We start from the raw sequence: 16,661 nt of genomic DNA on the forward strand, positions 1-16,661 counted from the left end.
CTTCGCCCCGCCGGTGTGCCGGCGGCACACTGGTGCGATGCCGAACATCCTGGAACTGCTCTCCTCCCCCGGCCTGGACGGGCTCCGCCCGCTGGTCGGACCGCTGGACGCGGTAGAGGTGACGGGGGTGCGCCTGGAGCCGCGCCCGGACGGGCTCGCCGCCCTGCCCGCCGGGACGGTCGCCGTGCTGCTGGCGCCGCTGCCCGGACACCTGCTGGACGTGGCGGTGCGGGACGCCGCGGCGGCCGGGGCGGCCGCGCTGGTCCTGACGGGGGTGGTCGAGGCGCCGCACGGGCTGCCCGCCGAGGTGACGGCCACCGCCCGTGCGCTCGCCGAGCGGGGCCGGGTGGCGGTGCTGTACGCCGGAGGGGACCTCGCCGCCCTCGTGGTGGCGGTGGAGCGGGCGGTGGCTGGATCGGCCGCGGACGCGCTGGCCCGGGTGGCCACCGCCGCGCGGGAGGTGACGGCGGCCGCGGGCGACCCGCGGCGGGTGGCCGAGGCGGCGTCCCGGGCGCTGGGCGTAACCGTGGAGCTGCGGGCGGCGGGACCGGGCGAGGAGGGTGCTGCGGCGGCCGGTCCCGACGGCGAGATCCGGCTCGCGGCCCCGCCCCGCCCCGGTCACGCCGGGTCGGCGGTGCGCTCCGTGCTGGCCCTGGCGGCCCTCGCCGCGGCGGGCGGCGGCCACGGCGACGTCCCCGTGCGCTCCCGGGGCCGGCTGCTCGCCGAACTGCTCGTGGCCCCGCGCGACCAGGCAGCCCGGCTGGCCGCGCGGGGCCGGGCGCTCGCGCTGCCGGTGGACGGCTGGCACATCGCGCTGCGGGTGGAGGCCGGCGGCCTGGACGCCGCCGACCGGCCGAAGGCGCTGGACGCGGTGATGTCCCGAGCGCTGACGCTGCTGCGGTCCTGGGACGGGCCGGCGGCGCACCCGACCGCCGCGGCGCCGTCGGCCGCCGACGCGGTGCAGTGGAACGCCGCCCTGGTCGACGACGCCCTCGTCCTGCTGAGCACCTGGCCCGCCGACCCGGGGGCGGACGGGCGGCGCGCCACCCTGGCCCGGGCCCGGCGCGTGGTGGACCGCCTGGCCGGGCTGCGTCCGGAGGCCGGGCTCCGCTGCGGTGTGGGCTCTCCCCACCGGGGACCGCTGGGCATCCGCACCTCGGCCCGTGAGGCGCGGGCGGCCGTGCCGCGCGGTACCGGGCCGTCGGTGGCCGCGCACGACGCGGTGGGGCTCGACCGGATGCTGCTGGAGTGGTACGCCTCCGACACCGCGCGCGAGGCGGTCGCCGAACTCCTCGCCCCCGTACTGGCGTTGGGTCCGGAGCGCGCCGAGCCACTGCTGCGCACCCTCCAGGGCTATCTGGACCACAACAACTCGCCGGCGTGCGCCGCCGAGGCACTGCATCTGCACCGCAACGCGGTGGGCGCCCGCATCCGCAAGGTCGTCCGGCTGACGGGTGCCGAGCTGGGCGATCCGGACGTCCGCCTCGCCCTCCAACTGGCCTGCCGTGCGAGCCTGTCCGCGCCGCACGACGAACCGCCCGCCGCCGGCGGCTGACCGCGGCGGCGGTCACCGGTCGGTGCGTACCTCCGTGTTCTGGCCCGCGTGCAGCAGCCATCTCCCGTCGCGCTGACGGGTCATGACATACAGTGGGGCGCCTTCCGCGTCTCCCCCGGCCTCGCCTCCGGCCGCGTGGTGGACCTGCCGGACCTTGACCGCCGCGACATCGGGCCGCAGGAACCGCGTGTGGATCGCCTGGTAGGTGACGTCACCGCTCCAGTTCGCGGCGGGGAGCACGGCGCGGGTGAACGCGGCGATCGCGTCGAGGCCGATGAGGACCTTGCCGTGGGCGGTCGTCCAGACGGCGTCCGGGTGGAAGAGCGCGAGGAATCCCTCGACGTCCTTGGCCCGCTGAGCGCGCTCGACCTCGGCCACCACCCGCTCGATGGCCCTGGTCTCGGATTCCATGGTGTCGGTGTCCATGTGGACCATCCTGGGATCTCAACCGCACTTGAGGTCAAGGGAGTCGGGGCATCGGCACCGCCCGGGCCATTCCGACCGTCCGGACGGCCCCGGCTTCCGGGCTCACGGGACCGCCCACCCGTTCCTCGCTGCGCGGCGCGCCTCACCCCAGAGAACTGTAGGCGACGACGCCGCGCAGCACCGCGTCCATCGCCTTGCGGGCGCTCCGCGCCACGGTGCTGCCGTCCCGGGGAGCCGCGGCCTCGATCTGGCCCAGCACGTCGATCACCTGCTTGCACCAGCGGACGAAGTCCCCCGCGGGCATGTCCGCTTCGCTCAGCACCTCGTCCAGCGTGTGTCCGGACGCCCACGTGTAGACGGCCCAGGCGAATCCCAGATCGGGCTCGCGCTGCCCGACCCCCTCCGCCTGGTTGATCTTGAAATCCTCCTCCAGGGCGTCGAGCCGACCCCAGATCCGGACCATCTCTCCCATCGCGGTCCGTACGCGTCCCGACGGCAGCTTGGGGGCCACCGCGTCGTCGGCCTGGCGTGCCTCGTACACCAAGGCCGAGACGCAGGCGGCGAGTTCAGCCGGGTTCAGTCCTTCCCACACGCCGTCCCGCAGGCATTCACTGGCCAGCAGGTCCAACTCCCCGTAGAGCCGGGCGAGTCGCCGTCCGTGCTCGGTGACCTCCTCGCCCCGCAGATAGTCGAGCTCGGAGAGCAGGGCGACGATGCGGTCGAAGGTGCGCGCGATCGTGTTCGTACGGCCCTCGACGCGGCGCTCCAACTGCCGGGTGTCGCGCTGGAGGCGGTGGTAGCGCTCGGCCCATCGGGCATGGTCCTCGCGCTCGTCGCACCCGTGGCACGGGTGTGCGCGCAGGGCCGCTCTCAGGCGGGCTATCTCCCGGTCGTCGGCGGCCGGGGACCGCCCCTTGCGGTGCCGCTCCGGGCTGATGTGCCCGGCCTTGGTCCGCAGGGCGGAGGCCAGATCGCGGCGCGACTGCGGCGAGCGCGCGTTGAACGACTTCGGCACCCGCATCCGCTCCAGCGCCTGTACGGGAACCGGGAAGTCGATCGGGGCGAGCCGCTTCACCTGCCGTTCGGCGGTCAGCACCAACGGCCGCGGCCCGTCGTGGTATTCGAGCCCCCGGTGCCCGTTGGCCCGGCCGGCCGGAAGCCCGGGGTCGAGGACCAGCGCCAGCCCGGCGAACTTGCCGGTGGGCACGTGGATGACATCGCCGGGCCTCAGCTTCTCCAGGGAGGCCGCCGCCTCCGCCCGCCGCTGGGTCGCGCCCCGCTTGGCGAGTTCGTTCTCCCGCTCCTTGAGCTCGCGGCGCAGCCGCGCGTACTCCACGAAGTCGCCGAGGTGGCAGGTCATGCCCTCGCGGTAGCCCGCGAGCCCCTCCTCGTTCCGCTGGACCTGCCGGGAGATCCCGACCACGGACCGGTCGGCCTGGAACTGTGCGAAGGAGGTCTCCAGCAGTTCGCGCGAGCGGTGTCGGCCGAACTGGTGCACCAGGTTGACGGCCATGTTGTACGAGGGCCGGAAGCTGGACCGCAGCGGGTAGGTGCGCGTACCCGCGAGCCCGGCCAGGTAGGCCGGGTCCATGCCGCGCTGCCACAGGACCACGGCGTGGCCCTCCACGTCGATCCCCCGCCGTCCGGCCCGACCGGTCAGCTGGGTGTACTCACCGGGCGTGATGTCGGCGTGCTGCTCGCCGTTCCACTTGACGAGCTTCTCCAGCACGACCGAGCGCGCGGGCATGTTGATGCCGAGGGCGAGGGTCTCGGTCGCGAAGACCGCCTTGACCAGGCCGCGTACGAACAGCTCCTCGACGACCTCCTTGAACGTGGGCAGCATGCCGGCGTGATGCGCGGCGATGCCCCGTTCCAGCCCTTCGAGCCACTCGTAGTAGCCCAGGACGTGCAGGTCCTCGCCGGGGATGGAGGCCGTCCGCTCCTCGACGATCTCGCGGACCAGTCGGCGCCCCGCCTCGTCGTTGAGCCGCAGTCCGGCGTGCAGGCACTGCTGCACGGCCGACTCGCAGCCCGCCCGGCTGAAGATGAACGTGATGGCGGGCAGCAGGCCCTCGGCGTCGAGCCGGTCGATGACCTCGGGCCTGGACGGGGTCCAGATCCGGGTGCGCTGGCGCCGCTCGCGCTCCCGGTCCGCCTCGCGGATCATCTTGCCGCGGCGGCGCTCGCGCGGGTTGTACGTCCGCTGGTTCTCCATCCGGCCGAGCCGGATGAGGTCGGGGTTGACCTCGCGGCGTGCGGTGCCGCGACCGCCGTGGTCGCTCTCCTCCTCGAAGAGGTCGTACATCCGGCGGCCCGCGAGCACGTGCTGCCAGAGCGGCACGGGGCGGTGTTCGGAGACGATGACCTCGGTGTCGCCGCGGACGGTGTCCAGCCAGTCGCCGAACTCCTCCGCGTTGGACACGGTCGCCGAGAGCGACACCAGCGTCACGGACTCCGGGAGGTGGATGATCACTTCTTCCCAGACGGCGCCCCGGAACCGGTCGGAGAGGTAGTGCACCTCGTCCATCACCACGTAGCCGAGGCCCCGCAGCGCCTGCGAGCCCGCGTACAGCATGTTCCGCAGGACCTCGGTGGTCATGACGACCACGGGGGCATCGCCGTTGACGCTGTTGTCACCGGTCAGCAGGCCGACCTTCTCCGGCCCGTAGCGCTTGACCAGGTCGGCGAACTTCTGGTTGGAAAGGGCCTTGATCGGGGTGGTGTAGAAGCACTTGCGCCCCTGCCGGAGGGCCAGGTGCACGGCGAACTCGCCGACGATCGTCTTGCCCGAGCCGGTCGGCGCCGCGACGAGCACGCCCTTGCCGGCCTCCAGTGCCTCGCATGCCTCGATCTGGTACGGGTCCAGATCGAATGCGTAGAGCTCCCGGAAGGGCGCGAGTGCGGTGGCCAGCTCGGCGGCACGGATCCGAGAAGCCTGGTATCGCTCAGCGGGTGAGAGGTCCTCTGTCATCTTGTCCACGAGCCTACCCGCCGCCACCGACAGCGACCCTGTCTTTAATATCCGGCGGGGGCCTTCAGGATCCGGCGGGGGCGCGGGGCCCGAGCAGCACGTTCACCGCGCCGGGCACACATGTCGCGGTGAGCGGCAGCGGCCCCAGGGGTTCACCGTCCGCGTACGCGGTGGCACCGCTGGCGGCCAGTTCCACCGACGAGGCCCGGTGCACGGTCACCGCGGGGTGGGTGAGGTGCGTTCCCTGGTAGACCCGGGGGAAGACCTGGAGGAGCGTGGCGCGGGTGCAGGCCCCCACCACGGTCACGTCGAGGAGGCCGTCGTCCATGACGGCGTCCGCGCAGATCCGCATGCCGCCTCCGTACGACGTTCCGTTGCCGACGGCGACGAGCGTCGCCTCGATCTCCGGCACCGGCCCGTCGTCCGGCCGCAGGCGGTAGGGGACGGGCCGGAACGCGGCGAGTTCGGCGAGGACCGCGAGGTCGTACCTGAAGCGTCCGCCCGCGAAGCGCATACGGTTGCCGCGGTCGTTGACCCGGGAGTCGAAGCCGGAGGCGAGCACGGACCCGAACCACCGCTCCCCGACCCTGCCCAGGTCGATCTGCCGGACGCCGCCGGCCCTGAGCGCCTCGGCGGCCAGCCGTCCCGCGGCGGCCGGGTCCCTGACCGGCACCCCCAGCGCGCGGGCGAAGTCGTTCCCGGTGCCCACGGCCACGACGCCGAGCGGGGTCGTCGTCCCGGCGACGGCCTGGAGCGCGAGGGACATCAGTCCGTCCCCGCCGACGGCTATCAGCACGCCGGTGCCCCCGGCGACGGCCTCCCGGGCCCGCCGCAGCGCGTCGTCGGCGTCCGCTCCGCGGATGGTGCGCACGGAGTGTCCCGCTTCCCTCAACGCGGACGCGGCCGGGGCGCGCGGGCCGCGCGCCCCGGCCGCGTCCTGCGGTGGGATTGACGAAGAGGGGATCTCGCTGGTGGCCCAGGGGACCCTACAAGGTCGGGGGCCCTACAAGGTCAGGTGAAGTCGTCGTAACCGTTCACCCGGTCCCGGTCCGGACTCGCCTGCTGCGGCAGGGCGCTGCGGGACGAGACCGACTCCACCTCTCCGATGTCCTCAGGGGTGAGGTCCAGCTCCGACGCCTCGTCGTCGTCCGGGCCCTCGGCCTCGCGCCGTGCCTTGCGCCGGTCGTTGACGAGGGAGATCGCCGTGGCCAGGAAGTAGAGGACCCAGATCGGTCCGGCGAGCAGCAGCATGGTGACGGGGTCGGTGCTGGGGGTGGCCACCGCGGAGAAGATCGTGATGCCCATGATCATGCCCCGCCACCAGCCGAGCATCCGCTTGCCGGTGAGGATCCCGCCGAAGTTCAGCATGACGAGCAGCAGGGGCAGCTCGAAGGCGAGTCCGAAGACCACGACCATGCGCGTGATCAGATCCAGCAGTTCGTCCAGCGGCAGCTGGTTGTCGAGATCGGCCGGCGAGAAGTCCAGGAGCACCCGCGCCATCGTGGGCAGGGTCTTGTACGCGAAGAAGCCGCCCGCCACGAAGAGCGGGAAGCCCGCGCCCACGAAGGCGAGGGAGTACTTCTTCTCGTGCTTGTGCAGCCCGGGCGCGACGAAGGCCCACAGCTGGTAGAGCCAGACCGGTGACGCGGCGACGATGCCCGCCGTCAGGGACACCTTGAGGGCCAGGGTGAACGGGGTGAGCAGACCGTTCAGGACGATGCGCGCACACGTACCGTCCTCCCTCTTGGCGAGTTCGGCGAAGCTCGACGTGCACCCGACCGACTTCAGCACCGGGCTGGTGAACACCTCGACGATCCCTTTGTAGAAGAAGGCGGCGACGATCGTCACGACGACGATCCCCAGCAGCCCCTTCGCCAACCGGTTACGCAGCTCACGCAGGTGCTCCACCAGGGGCATCCGGCCCTCTGGGTCCTTCTCCTGCTTGCGGGAAGACTTGAGCAACCCACGTCCTCATCTCGTGCAGCAGGCCATCACCGCTCCCGGCGCCTGCGTCGGCCCGTTTCGGTCAGCGGTTGGTCGAGTCGGTCGGCTCGGTGACCGGGCGGGAGCCGGTCACGTCGCCCGGCGCGGCCTTGATGGTGCGCGGGGCGGCCTGGTCCCGGGCCGGGTCATGGTCCGCCGGCTCGGCCGGGGTGGCCGACGGAGCGCTCTCCGACTTCATGGCCTTGGCCTCGCTCTTCAGGATGCGGGCCGACTTGCCGAGCGAGCGAGCCATGTCAGGAAGCTTCTTCGCGCCGAACAGCAGAACAACAACGACGAGGATCAGGATGATCTCGGGAGCGCCGATTCTTCCGAACATAAGCGTGTACCTTCTCACCGAGGCAGCGGGGGTGGGGCGGATCGAACAACGGGCGTCCGATCGTCGTACTGTCAGCGATCGTATCCCGCAGGTGTGAACTCGGATCAAGACCCGTGCGTCCCTGCGGTGACGGCCCACGCCTCGCTCTGCGGGCCGCTTGAGCAGCGTACCCCCCGAGTCCGCGAAACTGGAGGCCGCGCCCCGGCTACCCGATCGCCACCGGTCACGGCCTCACACGAACGCGTGGTCGCGCATACCGAGGCCCCGCGGACGGCGGTGCTAGCGCTGCCCCGTGGCGGCGAGGTCCGTCGCGGCCCGTTCGAGATCCTCCGCGGCGCGGCTGACGCGCTGAGCGGTCCGCGCCACCTGCCGTCCCAGGCGCTGGGCCTCGATGAAGACCTTCACGGCCAGCACTCCCAGAACGGCGATCCCGAGGAACCCCAGGGCGATGGCGAGCATGGGCCAGAACATGCGCAGAGCCTCTATGTGTCGAGAACGTCGGATTCGGGGACGGAGTCGGGGCGGGGCCTGAGCCCCGGCCCCCGCGCCAAGAGGTGCCGGTGCCGTTCACTGCATCGGGCCGCGTCTTCGAACCGGCGGCGTCCGGCCGGCGGCCGGACTGCGCGGCGCCCGGCACGTGCGGTCGCACTGCGGAGGATCGTCCTCCTAGCAGGCTACGTGGGCTTTGGGCCAACGCCGCGAGCGTGCACGCCGGGCGGCGCGACGGGGCAGACGTTGCCGGGAGCGGCACTGGTGCCGCGGCAGGCAACGTTTGCCCGTCGAGGAGCGCGTCCGGTGCGTGCTCTCGGTGTGCCGGCCGGAAACCCTCGTACTGGACCGTACTCGGGTTTTCGGCCGGTGCGGCGAGAGGGCGTGCCGGACGTCGCGACGGGGCGAACGTTGCCTGATGCGGCACTACAGACTCCTGTGCAGGCGCAGCGTCCGCACGCCGCCGTGCGTGAGGAGCTCGACTATCCGCTCCCCGGCGGGCTTGCGGACGGCCGAGCCGCACTCGGGGCAGGTGAAGGAGTAGAACGTGGTGCGGCGGCTGGCGCCCACGGCGAGCCGGATCGCGCCCGCCGTCAGTTCGAACCGCTCCCGGCAGTCCGGACAGGCCGCCTTGAAGCGTACGGACTCCGAAGCCACCGCGGTCGGCGTGCCTGAAATCGCGAACATGTCGCTCATATCTCCCTCGATCGTCCGCTCAGACCGCGTCGTCATAGGCGGCGAGTGCGGCACGTGCCGCCTCCTGGGCGCTCCGCGCCAGCTCCGGCGGGGAGACGATGCGGCCCTCTCCGCCGAGTCTCAGCGCGAGTCTGCGCAGCGAAGCCGGGTCGGGGGTGCGCAGGGTGATCCTCAGCCCGCCGTCCGGCAGTTCCCGGGCGGTGTCGTGCGGGTAGTACTCGGCGACCCACCGCCCTCCGGGGCCGACCTCGACCACGACTTCCGGGTCCTCGGCCGAGGGCTGGACCAGCCCCTCGGACAGGTCCCGCAGTTCGAGCTCGGGCGGGGCGGCCGACTCGTCCAGCAGCCGGATCTCGGCGACCCGGTCGAGGCGGAAGGTGCGCCGGCCCTCGGAGGCCCTGCACCACGCCTCCATGTAGGTGTGCCCCATGGTGAACAGCCGGATCGGGTCCACCGCGCGCTCGGTGAGCTCATCGCGCGCGGGCGAATAATAGCGCAGCCACAGCCGGCGCCGCTCCGAGATGGCCCGGTCGACCTCCGCGAAGACACCGCCCTCGGACTCGAAGGTGACCGAGAGCCGCGAACTGGCCGCCCCGACCTCGCCGGCCGCCGTCTCCAGCTTGGCGGTGGCCCGCACCAGCGCCTGCCGGTCGCTCTCGCGCAGGCCCGGCAGCGTGGCCACGGCGCGGGCGGCGACCAGGAGCGCCGTCGCCTCGTCGGCCGCGAGCCGCAGCGGCGCCGCGACGTCGTCCGGGTTGTGCCACCAGATCCGCTCGCCGTCGGTGTCGATGTCCAGCAGGTCGCCGCCGCGGAAGCTCGTCCCGCACATGGGCAGCACATCGAGGTCCGAGATCAGTTCGTCCTCGGTGATCCCGAAGGCGCGGGCGACGTCCTGGACATGGGCGCCGGGACGCTCACGCAGATACGTGACCAGGGAGAGCATCCGGCGGGTCTGATCGATCGCGTTCGTGGCCATGAACGGGCCTCCTCAGTCCTTGGCCACGGCACGCAGCCGGTCCACCACATCGGCCCGCAGATCCGCGGGTTCCCGCACGACGACGTCCGGGCCGAACTCGACGAGCCAGGCGTCCAGTCCGTGCCCGTACGGAATCTCCAACTCGTCCCACCCGTCCCCGAGTTCCCGGACCGACACGGCCCGCGAGCGCAACGGGTACCCGGCACCGCTCCGCAGCCTGATCAACGCGGTCCGGGTGGCCGTCTCCCCCGCCCAGCTCTCCACGGTCTCGCGCACGGTCACGACGTCGGGCACCTCGGTGGTGAACGTGCCGGCCGCCCGGGAACGCACCTTGCCGGTGATCCGGGAGAGGCGGAAGACCCGCTCGGCGCGGCGGTCCCGGTCCCAGCCGGCCAGATACCAGTGGCCGCGCCAGCATTCCAGGGTCCAGGGCTCGACATGGCGCGGCTCGGGCCGGGCGGCGTTGGCCTTGCGGTAGTCGAAGATCACTGGGCGGCGGTCCCGGCAGGCCAGCATCAGCGGCTCGAACGCGGCCTCGTGCACCGGGATCCGGGGTTCGAGGGCGCTGTGCACCTCGTAGGTGTCCTCGGTCTCCGGCATGCCCGCCGCCCGCAGTTTCTGCAGCGCGCCGCTGGCGGCACCGGCCAGCCGCGCCTGCTGCCAGACCTTGGCGGCCAGTCCGAGCGCGGCGGCCTCCTCGGCGTCCAGCGTGATCGGGGGGAGGCGGTTGCTGTCGCGGCGGGCGAGATACCCGATGTCGCCGTCCAGGCTCTCCACGGTCTCGATGACCAGACCGAGTTCGCGCAGATCGTCCTTGTCGCGCTCGAACATCCGGTTGAAGGCGTCGTCGGATCCCGCTTCCAGGTATGCCTCGATGGAGCCCCGGAGCTCGCGTTTGCTCAGCGGGCGCCGGGTTCCCAGCAGGCACAGGGCCAGGTTCATCAGCCGCTCGGCCTTGGCGATCGCCATCGACGCCCTTTCTTTCCGCTCTACGATCGTCGACCGTACCGCTCCACGCTGCCGGGACAAAAGCGAGGGCCCGCGCCTTGCGGCGCGGGCCCTCGTGGCGTAGGAGACGCGCTCAGACGGCGACCAGGTCGCAGACGAAGATCAGCGTCTCGCCGGGGGCGATGCGGCCGCCGCCGGCACCGCGGTCGCCGTACGCGAGGTGCGCGGGGATGGTCAGCTGGCGGCGGCCGCCGACCTTCATGCCCTGCACTCCCTTGTCCCAGCCCGCGATGACCTGACCGGCGCCGAGCTGGAACTGCAGCGGGGTGCCGCGGTTCCAGGAGGCGTCGAACTCCTCGCCGCTGGAGAAGGCCACGCCCACATAGTGGACGGAGACGGTGTCGCCCGCCTTGGCCTCCGTGCCGTCGCCCTCCCAGATGTCCTTGATCTCCAGATCGGCCGGCGGCTCGCCACCCGGGAAGTCGATCTCGGGCTTCTCGATGCTCACTGAGGTGCTCCTCTTGCTGTCGAAGTGCGCAACCGGGACAGTCTTACATCTTCGCCAGCAGGTCCACGGCGAAGACCAGGGTGGACTTCGCGGGGATGGTCTGCTGCGCCTGGTCGCCGAACCCCTGGTCCGGCGGGATGACGAGGAGCACCCGGCTGCCGACCTTCTTGCCGACGAGGCCGTTCTTGAGGCCCTTCAGGGTGACCTGGGCGAGCGGGAAGGTCTGCGTGCGGCCCGTGGTGTAGGTGCTGTCGAACGTCTTGCCGTCCTTCCACACCAGGCCGACGTAGTGCACGATGACGCTGTCGGTGTCCTTCACGACCTCGCCGTCGGACTCCAGGATGTAGCTGGAGACCAGCTTCGACGGCGGGGTGTTCTTGGACGGGATGGTGACCTTGGGCGCCTTGCCGTCGGTGTTGGTGCCGACCTTCGGCAGGTCGATGTTGTCCTGGGCGACCTCCCTTCCCTTGGCGGAGGCCGGGATCTGTGTCGCCTTCAGGATGTCGACGACGAAGACGAGGGTGGCGTTGGGCTTGATGTCGCCCTGGCCCTGCGCCCCGTACCCGAGGTCCGGCGGAATGACCAGCTGAACCCGGCTGCCGACCTTCTTGCCGACGAGGCCCTTGTCCCAGCCCTGGATGACCATCCCGGCACCGAGGGTCAGATCGAAGGGCTTGCGGTCGAAGCTGTTGTCGAAGGGCTTGTCCGAGTCCCAGGACTGTCCGAGGTAGTTGACCTGGATCGCGTCGCCGTTCTTGAGCGCGGCGCCGTCGCCCTGGCTGAGCACCTTGGTCTTCAGTTCCTTGGGCGGGTTCCCGGACCCCTTGGAAAGGGTGGGCTTCTCCCCGAACTTGGCCCCCGCGGTGAGTGCGGGGAACTCCGATCCGGAGTCGTTGTCGTTGCCACAGGCCCCTGTCAGCAGCAACAGGGGGACGACGAGAAGGCCGGCAAGTCGGCGCACGTGTTCCTCAGATCTCAGACGGCACGGTCGGTTGGGTCCCCGCCACTCTAGGGCGTGCGCGGGGCCCCGTACGAGAAACGTACGGGGCCCGCGCCGCGTCGGTCTCCGGGAACGTACCGCGCCGTCTCACATCCCCGCGATCAGCTTTTCCACCCGCTCGTCCACCGAGCGGAACGGGTCCTTGCACAGCACGGTGCGCTGTGCCTGGTCGTTGAGCTTGAGGTGGACCCAGTCGACGGTGAAGTCCCGCCGCTGTTCCTGGGCCCTGCGGATGAAGTCGCCGCGCAGCCGCGCCCTGGTCGTCTGCGGAGGCACGGACTTGGCCTCGAAGATCTTCAGGTCGTTGCAGACCCGGTCGGCCTGCCCCTTGCGCTCCAGCAGGTAGTACAGCCCGCGGCGGCGGTGGATGTCGTGGTACGCGAGGTCTATCTGGGCGACCCGCGGGTGCGACATCGTCATGTTGTGCTTGGTCCGATACCGGTCGATGAGCTTGTACTTCATGACCCAGTCGATCTCGGTGTCGATCCGGTCGAGCTCCTGGGTCTCGATCGCGTCGAGCGCGCGGCCCCACAGTTCCAGGACCCGCGCGACCGTACCGCTGCGGATGCCGCGGCGGTCGACGAAGTCGACGGCCTTCTCGTAGTACTCGCGCTGCACCTCGATGGCCGACGCCTCACGGCCGCTGGCCAGGCGCACCTTGCGCTGCCCGGTGGTGTCGTGGCTGACCTCGCGGATGGCCCGGATGGGGTTCTCCAGCGTCAGGTCCCGTATCACCGTGCCCGCCTCGATCATGCGGAGCACCAGATCGGTCGCGCCGACCTTGAGCAGCATCGTCGTCTCGGACATGTTGGAGTCGCCGACGATGACGTGGAGGCGGCGGTAGCGCTCCGCGTCCGCGTGCGGTTCGTCACGCGTGTTGATGATCGGCCGGGACCGGGTAGTGGCGGAACTGACGCCCTCCCAGATGTGCTCGGCGCGCTGACTGACGCAGAAGACGGCGCCGCGCGGGGTCTGGAGCACCTTGCCCGCGCCGCAGATCAGTTGCCGCGTGACGAGGAAGGGAATCAGGATGTCCGCGAGCCGGGAAAATTCTCCGTGCCGGGCCACGAGATAGTTCTCGTGGCATCCGTAGGAGTTTCCCGCTGAATCGGTGTTGTTCTTGAAGAGGTAGACGTCGCCCGCGATTCCCTCCTCGTGCAGGCGGCGTTCGGCATCGACGAGCAGACCTTCGAGAATGCGCTCACCGGCCTTGTCGTGGGTGACCAGTTCGGTCAGGTTGTCGCATTCGGGGGTTGCATATTCCGGATGCGATCCCACGTCGAGGTAGAGGCGGGCGCCGTTCCGCAGAAAGACGTTACTGCTGCGGCCCCATGACACGACACGGCGGAAGAGGTAGCGCGCCACTTCGTCAGGGGACAGTCGGCGCTGTCCCCTGAACGTGCACGTGACGCCGTACTCGTTCTCCAGCCCGAAAATGCGGCGGTCCATGACTGAACATTACGCCTTATGGCCTGAGCTGAAACCGGGTTCGACAGCACCGTTTCGATCATTTTCCGATCTCCGCACCGCGACGGCCGTGCTTCCGTGAACCGTTAGGGCCTTTTTCGTGGCCAGGAGAACGAGCAGGGCCGCCACTCCACTGGCCCCTGTCACGACGAAGCCCCACGTGGTGCCGCCGCCTTCGATGGCCGGCCCCGCCACGGCCGTGCCCACCGCCGCGCCCACCCCGAACGTCGTCACCAGCCAGGAGAACGCCTCGGTCACCGTGCCGCGCGGCGCGTGCCGGTCGACGACGATGAACGAGCAGGCCATCGTGGGGGCCAGGAAGACCCCGGCGAGGGCCGTCAGCGCGGTCATCGCGGCCACGCCCGGAGTCAGTGCGAGCGGGAGGTAGCCGAGCGCCAGCAGCGCCACGAGGTACCGCAGCCGGCGTTCCGGGGCCCCGGCCCACTGCCGTGCCCCGTACACCGCGCCGCCGACCAGCGCACCCAGGCCGAGCGCGGCCATCAGCCAGCCGTACACCGACTCCCGGCCGTGGTCGTCGGCGTACGCCACCGCGGCGACGGTGATCGACCCCAGGGCGAGTCCGACGAAGAAGAACGAGCCGAGCAGCGCCAGCAGCCCCGGCGAGCGCAGTGCGCCCAGCCAGTGCGCCTCCCGGGGGGCCGAGCGCCAGGCCCGGGAGGGTTCGGAGAGGACGACCGAGAGCGCCCCCAGGACCCCGATCGCGTTGATGACCAGCAGGGCCGCCGAGGGCGACCACAGGGAGACGAGGAGCGTCACCAGCAGGGGCCCCAGGGTGAACATGATCTCCTGGGCGACGGCGTCCATCGCGTACGCCCGGTGCACCCGCTCCTCGTCACCCAGCACGGCGGGCCACAGGGCCCGCAGGCCGCCCTCCAGCGGCGGGGTGAACACCCCCGCGACGACCACCGCCGCGAAGGCCACGGCCAGCGAGCCAGGGCCGGTCAGCGCCAGCATCCCCATGCCGAGCGCCGACGCCACGGCGGCCGGCAACTGGACCCGCGGCTGCCCGTACAGGTCCACGGCCCGGCCCAGCAGCGGCTGGCCCACCGCGGTGGCCAGCCCGTACACGGCCGCGAGCGCACCGGCGAGGGTGTAGCTCCCGCCCTCGGCCCGGGTGAACAGCACGATCGCGATGTGGGCGGTGCCGTTGGGCAGCCGGCCCACCAGGGTCCCCGCCAGCAGTCTGGCGGCATGCCGCGCTCGGAGGATGTCCAGATATCCGGCGGCCATGTCCCGTCCCTCTCCTCGGGCGCCTCCCGGCACCGACAGGTTTTACGTATAACTACGAGGGTCATACGTATCATGTGCCCAGTCCGCAGGTCCACCGCACGGCGCCTGCCCCGACCGGCCCGGAGGCCCGAGTGACCCGCGCACCGCAGCCCGCATCCGCCCGGCCCACCAGCCGGGACGTCGCACGGGCCGCGGGCGTCTCCCAGGCCACGGTCTCCCTGGTGCTCGGGGACAAGTGGCGCGGCCGGGTCTCCGAGGCGACCGCCGTGCGCGTACGGCACGCCGCCGACGGCCTCGGGTACCTGCCCAACCTCGCCGCCCGCCAGTTGCGCCTCGGCCGTACCAGAACCGCGCTGCTCGTCGTCCCGGCGCTCACCAACGAGTTCTTCGCCCGCGTCTACACCGGCGCCGCCGCCGTCGCCGCCGAACACGGTTTCGGGGTCGTCCTCTACCCGTCCCCGGACGGGGTCGGCCCGGCCAGGGACCCCTTCGCGTCGGCGCGCGCCTCCCTGGACGGGGTGATCGCCTCGTCGATGGCCGCGGGCGCGCTCGACGCGCTGCGCGGCGCGGATCTGCCGCTGATCATGCTCGACAGCGATCCGGCGGACACTTCCGCCGCGGCCCGGGTCGGCCTGGACATCGCCGACGGCATGCGGCAGGTGGCGGACCATCTGCTCGCGCTCGGCCACCGCCGCTTCGTCCATCTGGCGGCGGACATCGACTCCTGGACGTTCACCGCGCGGGCCCGGGCACTGCGCGACGCCGTGGGAGCGGTGCCCGGAACCCGCGTGCGGACCGTCGGGGCGGCACTCGACGTCCACGCCGGGCGCGAGGCCGCCCAGCGGGCGCTGACCGCTGCGGGCCCGCGGCCGACGGCGGTCGTGTGCGACGACGACGTCCTCGCCGCGGGCGCCTGCAAGACTGCCCGCAGGCTCGGTCTCCGCGTCCCGGACGACCTGTCGGTCACGGGCTTCGGCGATCTGGCCCTCGCGACGGCCGTCGAGCCGGAACTCACCACCGTGCGGCTGTCCGCGGAGCAGGTGGGCGAACGCGGCATGGCGGCCCTGCTGGCCGTCCTGGACGGCCGTCCCGCGCAGCCGGGCAGCCTGCCCGTGCACCTGGTGGCACGCGGCTCCTCGGCGTCGCCGCCGGAGAACGCCGAGCGGGTATGACGGTGCCCCGGACCGCCGCGAGGGGCGGACCGGGGCACCGGGCGAGCGTCTACTCCACGTCACCGCCCGAGTCGGCGGAGCCGTCGGCGGGCCCGGTGGTGTCCGTCGTGCCCGCGGCCTCGCCGGACTCGTCGTCGGAGGAGGCGCCAGCCGGCCCGGCACCGCCGCCCGCCTCCAGCAGACGGGCCAGCTGCCGGCCCACGATCCGCTTGAACTTCCGCTGCTGCGGACGCGTACGGTCCAGGACCGCGACCTCCAGCCGCTCGGCCGGGATCTCCCGCTCGCTGCCGTTGGGATCCCGCGACAGCGCCTGCACGGCCAGCTTCAGCGCCTCGGCGAGCGTCATCCCGTCGCGGTGGCGCTGGTCGAGGAAGCCGCTGATCTGCTCGGCATTGCCGCCGACCGCGACCGAGCCGTGCTCGTCGACGATCGAGCCGTCGTGCGGCAGCCGGTAGATCTGGTCGCCCTCGGGCTCGGTGCCGACCTCGGCGACCACCAGTTCCACCTCGTACGGCTTCTCGGCCGCGCTGGAGAAGATGGTGCCCAGTGTCTGCGCGTAGACGTTGGCCAGCCCTCGGGCCGTCACATCGTCACGGTCGTAGGTGTATCCACGCAGATCGGCGTAGCGCACCCCGCCGATGCGGAGGTTCTCGTACTCGTTGTACTTGCCGGCGGCGGCGAAACCGATCCGGTCGTAGATCTCGCTGAACTTGTGCAGCGCGCGGGACGGGTTCTCGCCGACGAACACAATGCCGTCGGCGTACTGCAGCACGACAAGGCTGCGTCCACGGGCGATGCCCTTCCGGGCGTATTCCGCCCGGTCGGCCATGGCCTGCTGGGGTGAGACATAGAACGGCGTCGACACCGGTTTGTCCGTCCCTT

15 protein-coding genes and 1 pseudogene are annotated in these 16,661 nt (G+C 71.8%); 2 read left to right on the forward strand and 14 right to left on the reverse strand.

What is annotated here, in order from left to right:
- Positions 1-37: 37 nt before the first annotated feature.
- Positions 38-1,555 (forward strand): PucR family transcriptional regulator, encoded by a 1,518-nt coding sequence (locus tag ACIHCL_RS20070; protein ID WP_399863541.1) that lies wholly within the window; start codon positions 38-40, stop codon positions 1,553-1,555.
- 12 nt (positions 1,556-1,567) lie between these two features.
- On the opposite strand, the gene ACIHCL_RS20075 is transcribed toward ACIHCL_RS20070, so the two are convergent.
- The 13 genes and pseudogenes from ACIHCL_RS20075 to ACIHCL_RS20135 form a co-directional block, all read right to left on the reverse strand.
- Entirely contained in the window at positions 1,568-1,990 is a 423-nt protein-coding gene (locus ACIHCL_RS20075; protein WP_399863543.1) for an SgcJ/EcaC family oxidoreductase, read from the reverse strand.
- 133 nt (positions 1,991-2,123) lie between these two features.
- Positions 2,124-4,952, reverse strand: coding sequence for a DEAD/DEAH box helicase (locus tag ACIHCL_RS20080; RefSeq protein ID WP_399863722.1), 2,829 nt, complete (start codon positions 4,950-4,952; stop codon positions 2,124-2,126).
- 64 nt (positions 4,953-5,016) lie between these two features.
- Positions 5,017-5,932 (reverse strand): annotated as a pseudogene (locus tag ACIHCL_RS20085) (YegS/Rv2252/BmrU family lipid kinase).
- Positions 5,933-5,963: 31 nt separating this feature from the next.
- Positions 5,964-6,914: a twin-arginine translocase subunit TatC gene (gene tatC / locus ACIHCL_RS20090; protein ID WP_399863545.1), complete on the reverse strand. Its 951-nt coding sequence runs from the start codon at positions 6,912-6,914 to the stop codon at positions 5,964-5,966.
- 64 nt (positions 6,915-6,978) lie between these two features.
- Positions 6,979-7,272 (reverse strand): Sec-independent protein translocase subunit TatA, encoded by a 294-nt coding sequence (gene tatA / locus ACIHCL_RS20095; protein ID WP_399863547.1) that lies wholly within the window; start codon positions 7,270-7,272, stop codon positions 6,979-6,981.
- Positions 7,273-7,551: 279 nt separating this feature from the next.
- Positions 7,552-7,743 carry a hypothetical protein gene (locus tag ACIHCL_RS20100; RefSeq protein WP_399863549.1) on the reverse strand — a complete coding sequence of 64 codons (192 nt, stop codon included), beginning with the start codon at positions 7,741-7,743 and terminating at the stop codon, positions 7,552-7,554.
- Between the two features lie 444 nt (positions 7,744-8,187).
- Positions 8,188-8,448 carry a hypothetical protein gene (locus ACIHCL_RS20105; protein ID WP_399863725.1) on the reverse strand — a complete coding sequence of 87 codons (261 nt, stop codon included), beginning with the start codon at positions 8,446-8,448 and terminating at the stop codon, positions 8,188-8,190.
- A gap of 28 nt (positions 8,449-8,476) precedes the next feature.
- Positions 8,477-9,433 carry a helix-turn-helix transcriptional regulator gene (locus ACIHCL_RS20110; RefSeq protein ID WP_399863551.1) on the reverse strand — a complete coding sequence of 319 codons (957 nt, stop codon included), beginning with the start codon at positions 9,431-9,433 and terminating at the stop codon, positions 8,477-8,479.
- Positions 9,434-9,445: 12 nt separating this feature from the next.
- Positions 9,446-10,402, reverse strand: a complete 957-nt coding sequence (locus tag ACIHCL_RS20115) for a helix-turn-helix transcriptional regulator (protein WP_399863554.1) — start codon at positions 10,400-10,402, stop codon at positions 9,446-9,448.
- 112 nt (positions 10,403-10,514) lie between these two features.
- Positions 10,515-10,889: an FKBP-type peptidyl-prolyl cis-trans isomerase gene (locus ACIHCL_RS20120; RefSeq protein WP_399863556.1), complete on the reverse strand. Its 375-nt coding sequence runs from the start codon at positions 10,887-10,889 to the stop codon at positions 10,515-10,517.
- Between the two features lie 43 nt (positions 10,890-10,932).
- Positions 10,933-11,850, reverse strand: a complete 918-nt coding sequence (locus ACIHCL_RS20125; RefSeq protein ID WP_399863559.1) for an FKBP-type peptidyl-prolyl cis-trans isomerase — start codon at positions 11,848-11,850, stop codon at positions 10,933-10,935.
- A gap of 126 nt (positions 11,851-11,976) precedes the next feature.
- Positions 11,977-13,338 (reverse strand): Pup--protein ligase, encoded by a 1,362-nt coding sequence (pafA, locus tag ACIHCL_RS20130; protein ID WP_399863562.1) that lies wholly within the window; start codon positions 13,336-13,338, stop codon positions 11,977-11,979.
- A gap of 9 nt (positions 13,339-13,347) precedes the next feature.
- Entirely contained in the window at positions 13,348-14,607 is a 1,260-nt protein-coding gene (locus tag ACIHCL_RS20135; protein ID WP_399863565.1) for an MFS transporter, read from the reverse strand.
- Between the two features lie 131 nt (positions 14,608-14,738).
- Here ACIHCL_RS20135 and ACIHCL_RS20140 point away from each other — a divergent pair, with 131 nt between their 5' ends.
- Positions 14,739-15,779 (forward strand): LacI family DNA-binding transcriptional regulator, encoded by a 1,041-nt coding sequence (locus ACIHCL_RS20140; RefSeq protein ID WP_399863567.1) that lies wholly within the window; start codon positions 14,739-14,741, stop codon positions 15,777-15,779.
- 49 nt (positions 15,780-15,828) lie between these two features.
- Here ACIHCL_RS20140 and prcA read toward each other — a convergent pair whose 3' ends face one another.
- A complete protein-coding gene (prcA, locus tag ACIHCL_RS20145; protein ID WP_399863570.1) occupies positions 15,829-16,644 on the reverse strand; it encodes a proteasome subunit alpha in 816 nt (271 codons plus the stop codon).
- Positions 16,645-16,661 lie beyond the last annotated feature (17 nt).

The organism is Streptomyces sp. NPDC052042 (assembly GCF_044548345.1).
Taxonomy (GTDB): domain Bacteria; phylum Actinomycetota; class Actinomycetes; order Streptomycetales; family Streptomycetaceae; genus Streptomyces.

Excerpts from the sequence above, each read along its gene's own strand:
- ACIHCL_RS20115 (WP_399863554.1), bottom strand. The coding sequence starts at position 10,402 with ATGGCGATCGCCAAGGCCGAGCGGCTGATGAACCTGGCCCTGTGCCTG.
- ACIHCL_RS20135 (WP_399863565.1), bottom strand. The coding sequence starts at position 14,607 with ATGGCCGCCGGATATCTGGACATCCTCCGAGCGCGGCATGCCGCCAGA.
- ACIHCL_RS20075 (WP_399863543.1), bottom strand. The coding sequence starts at position 1,990 with ATGGTCCACATGGACACCGACACCATGGAATCCGAGACCAGGGCCATC.
- ACIHCL_RS20110 (WP_399863551.1), bottom strand. The coding sequence starts at position 9,433 with ATGGCCACGAACGCGATCGATCAGACCCGCCGGATGCTCTCCCTGGTC.
- ACIHCL_RS20100 (WP_399863549.1), bottom strand. The coding sequence starts at position 7,743 with ATGTTCTGGCCCATGCTCGCCATCGCCCTGGGGTTCCTCGGGATCGCC.
- ACIHCL_RS20080 (WP_399863722.1), bottom strand. The coding sequence starts at position 4,952 with ATGACAGAGGACCTCTCACCCGCTGAGCGATACCAGGCTTCTCGGATC.
- ACIHCL_RS20105 (WP_399863725.1), bottom strand. The coding sequence starts at position 8,448 with ATGTTCGCGATTTCAGGCACGCCGACCGCGGTGGCTTCGGAGTCCGTA.
- pafA (WP_399863562.1), bottom strand. The coding sequence starts at position 13,338 with ATGGACCGCCGCATTTTCGGGCTGGAGAACGAGTACGGCGTCACGTGC.
- ACIHCL_RS20070 (WP_399863541.1), top strand. The coding sequence starts at position 38 with ATGCCGAACATCCTGGAACTGCTCTCCTCCCCCGGCCTGGACGGGCTC.
- tatA (WP_399863547.1), bottom strand. The coding sequence starts at position 7,272 with ATGTTCGGAAGAATCGGCGCTCCCGAGATCATCCTGATCCTCGTCGTT.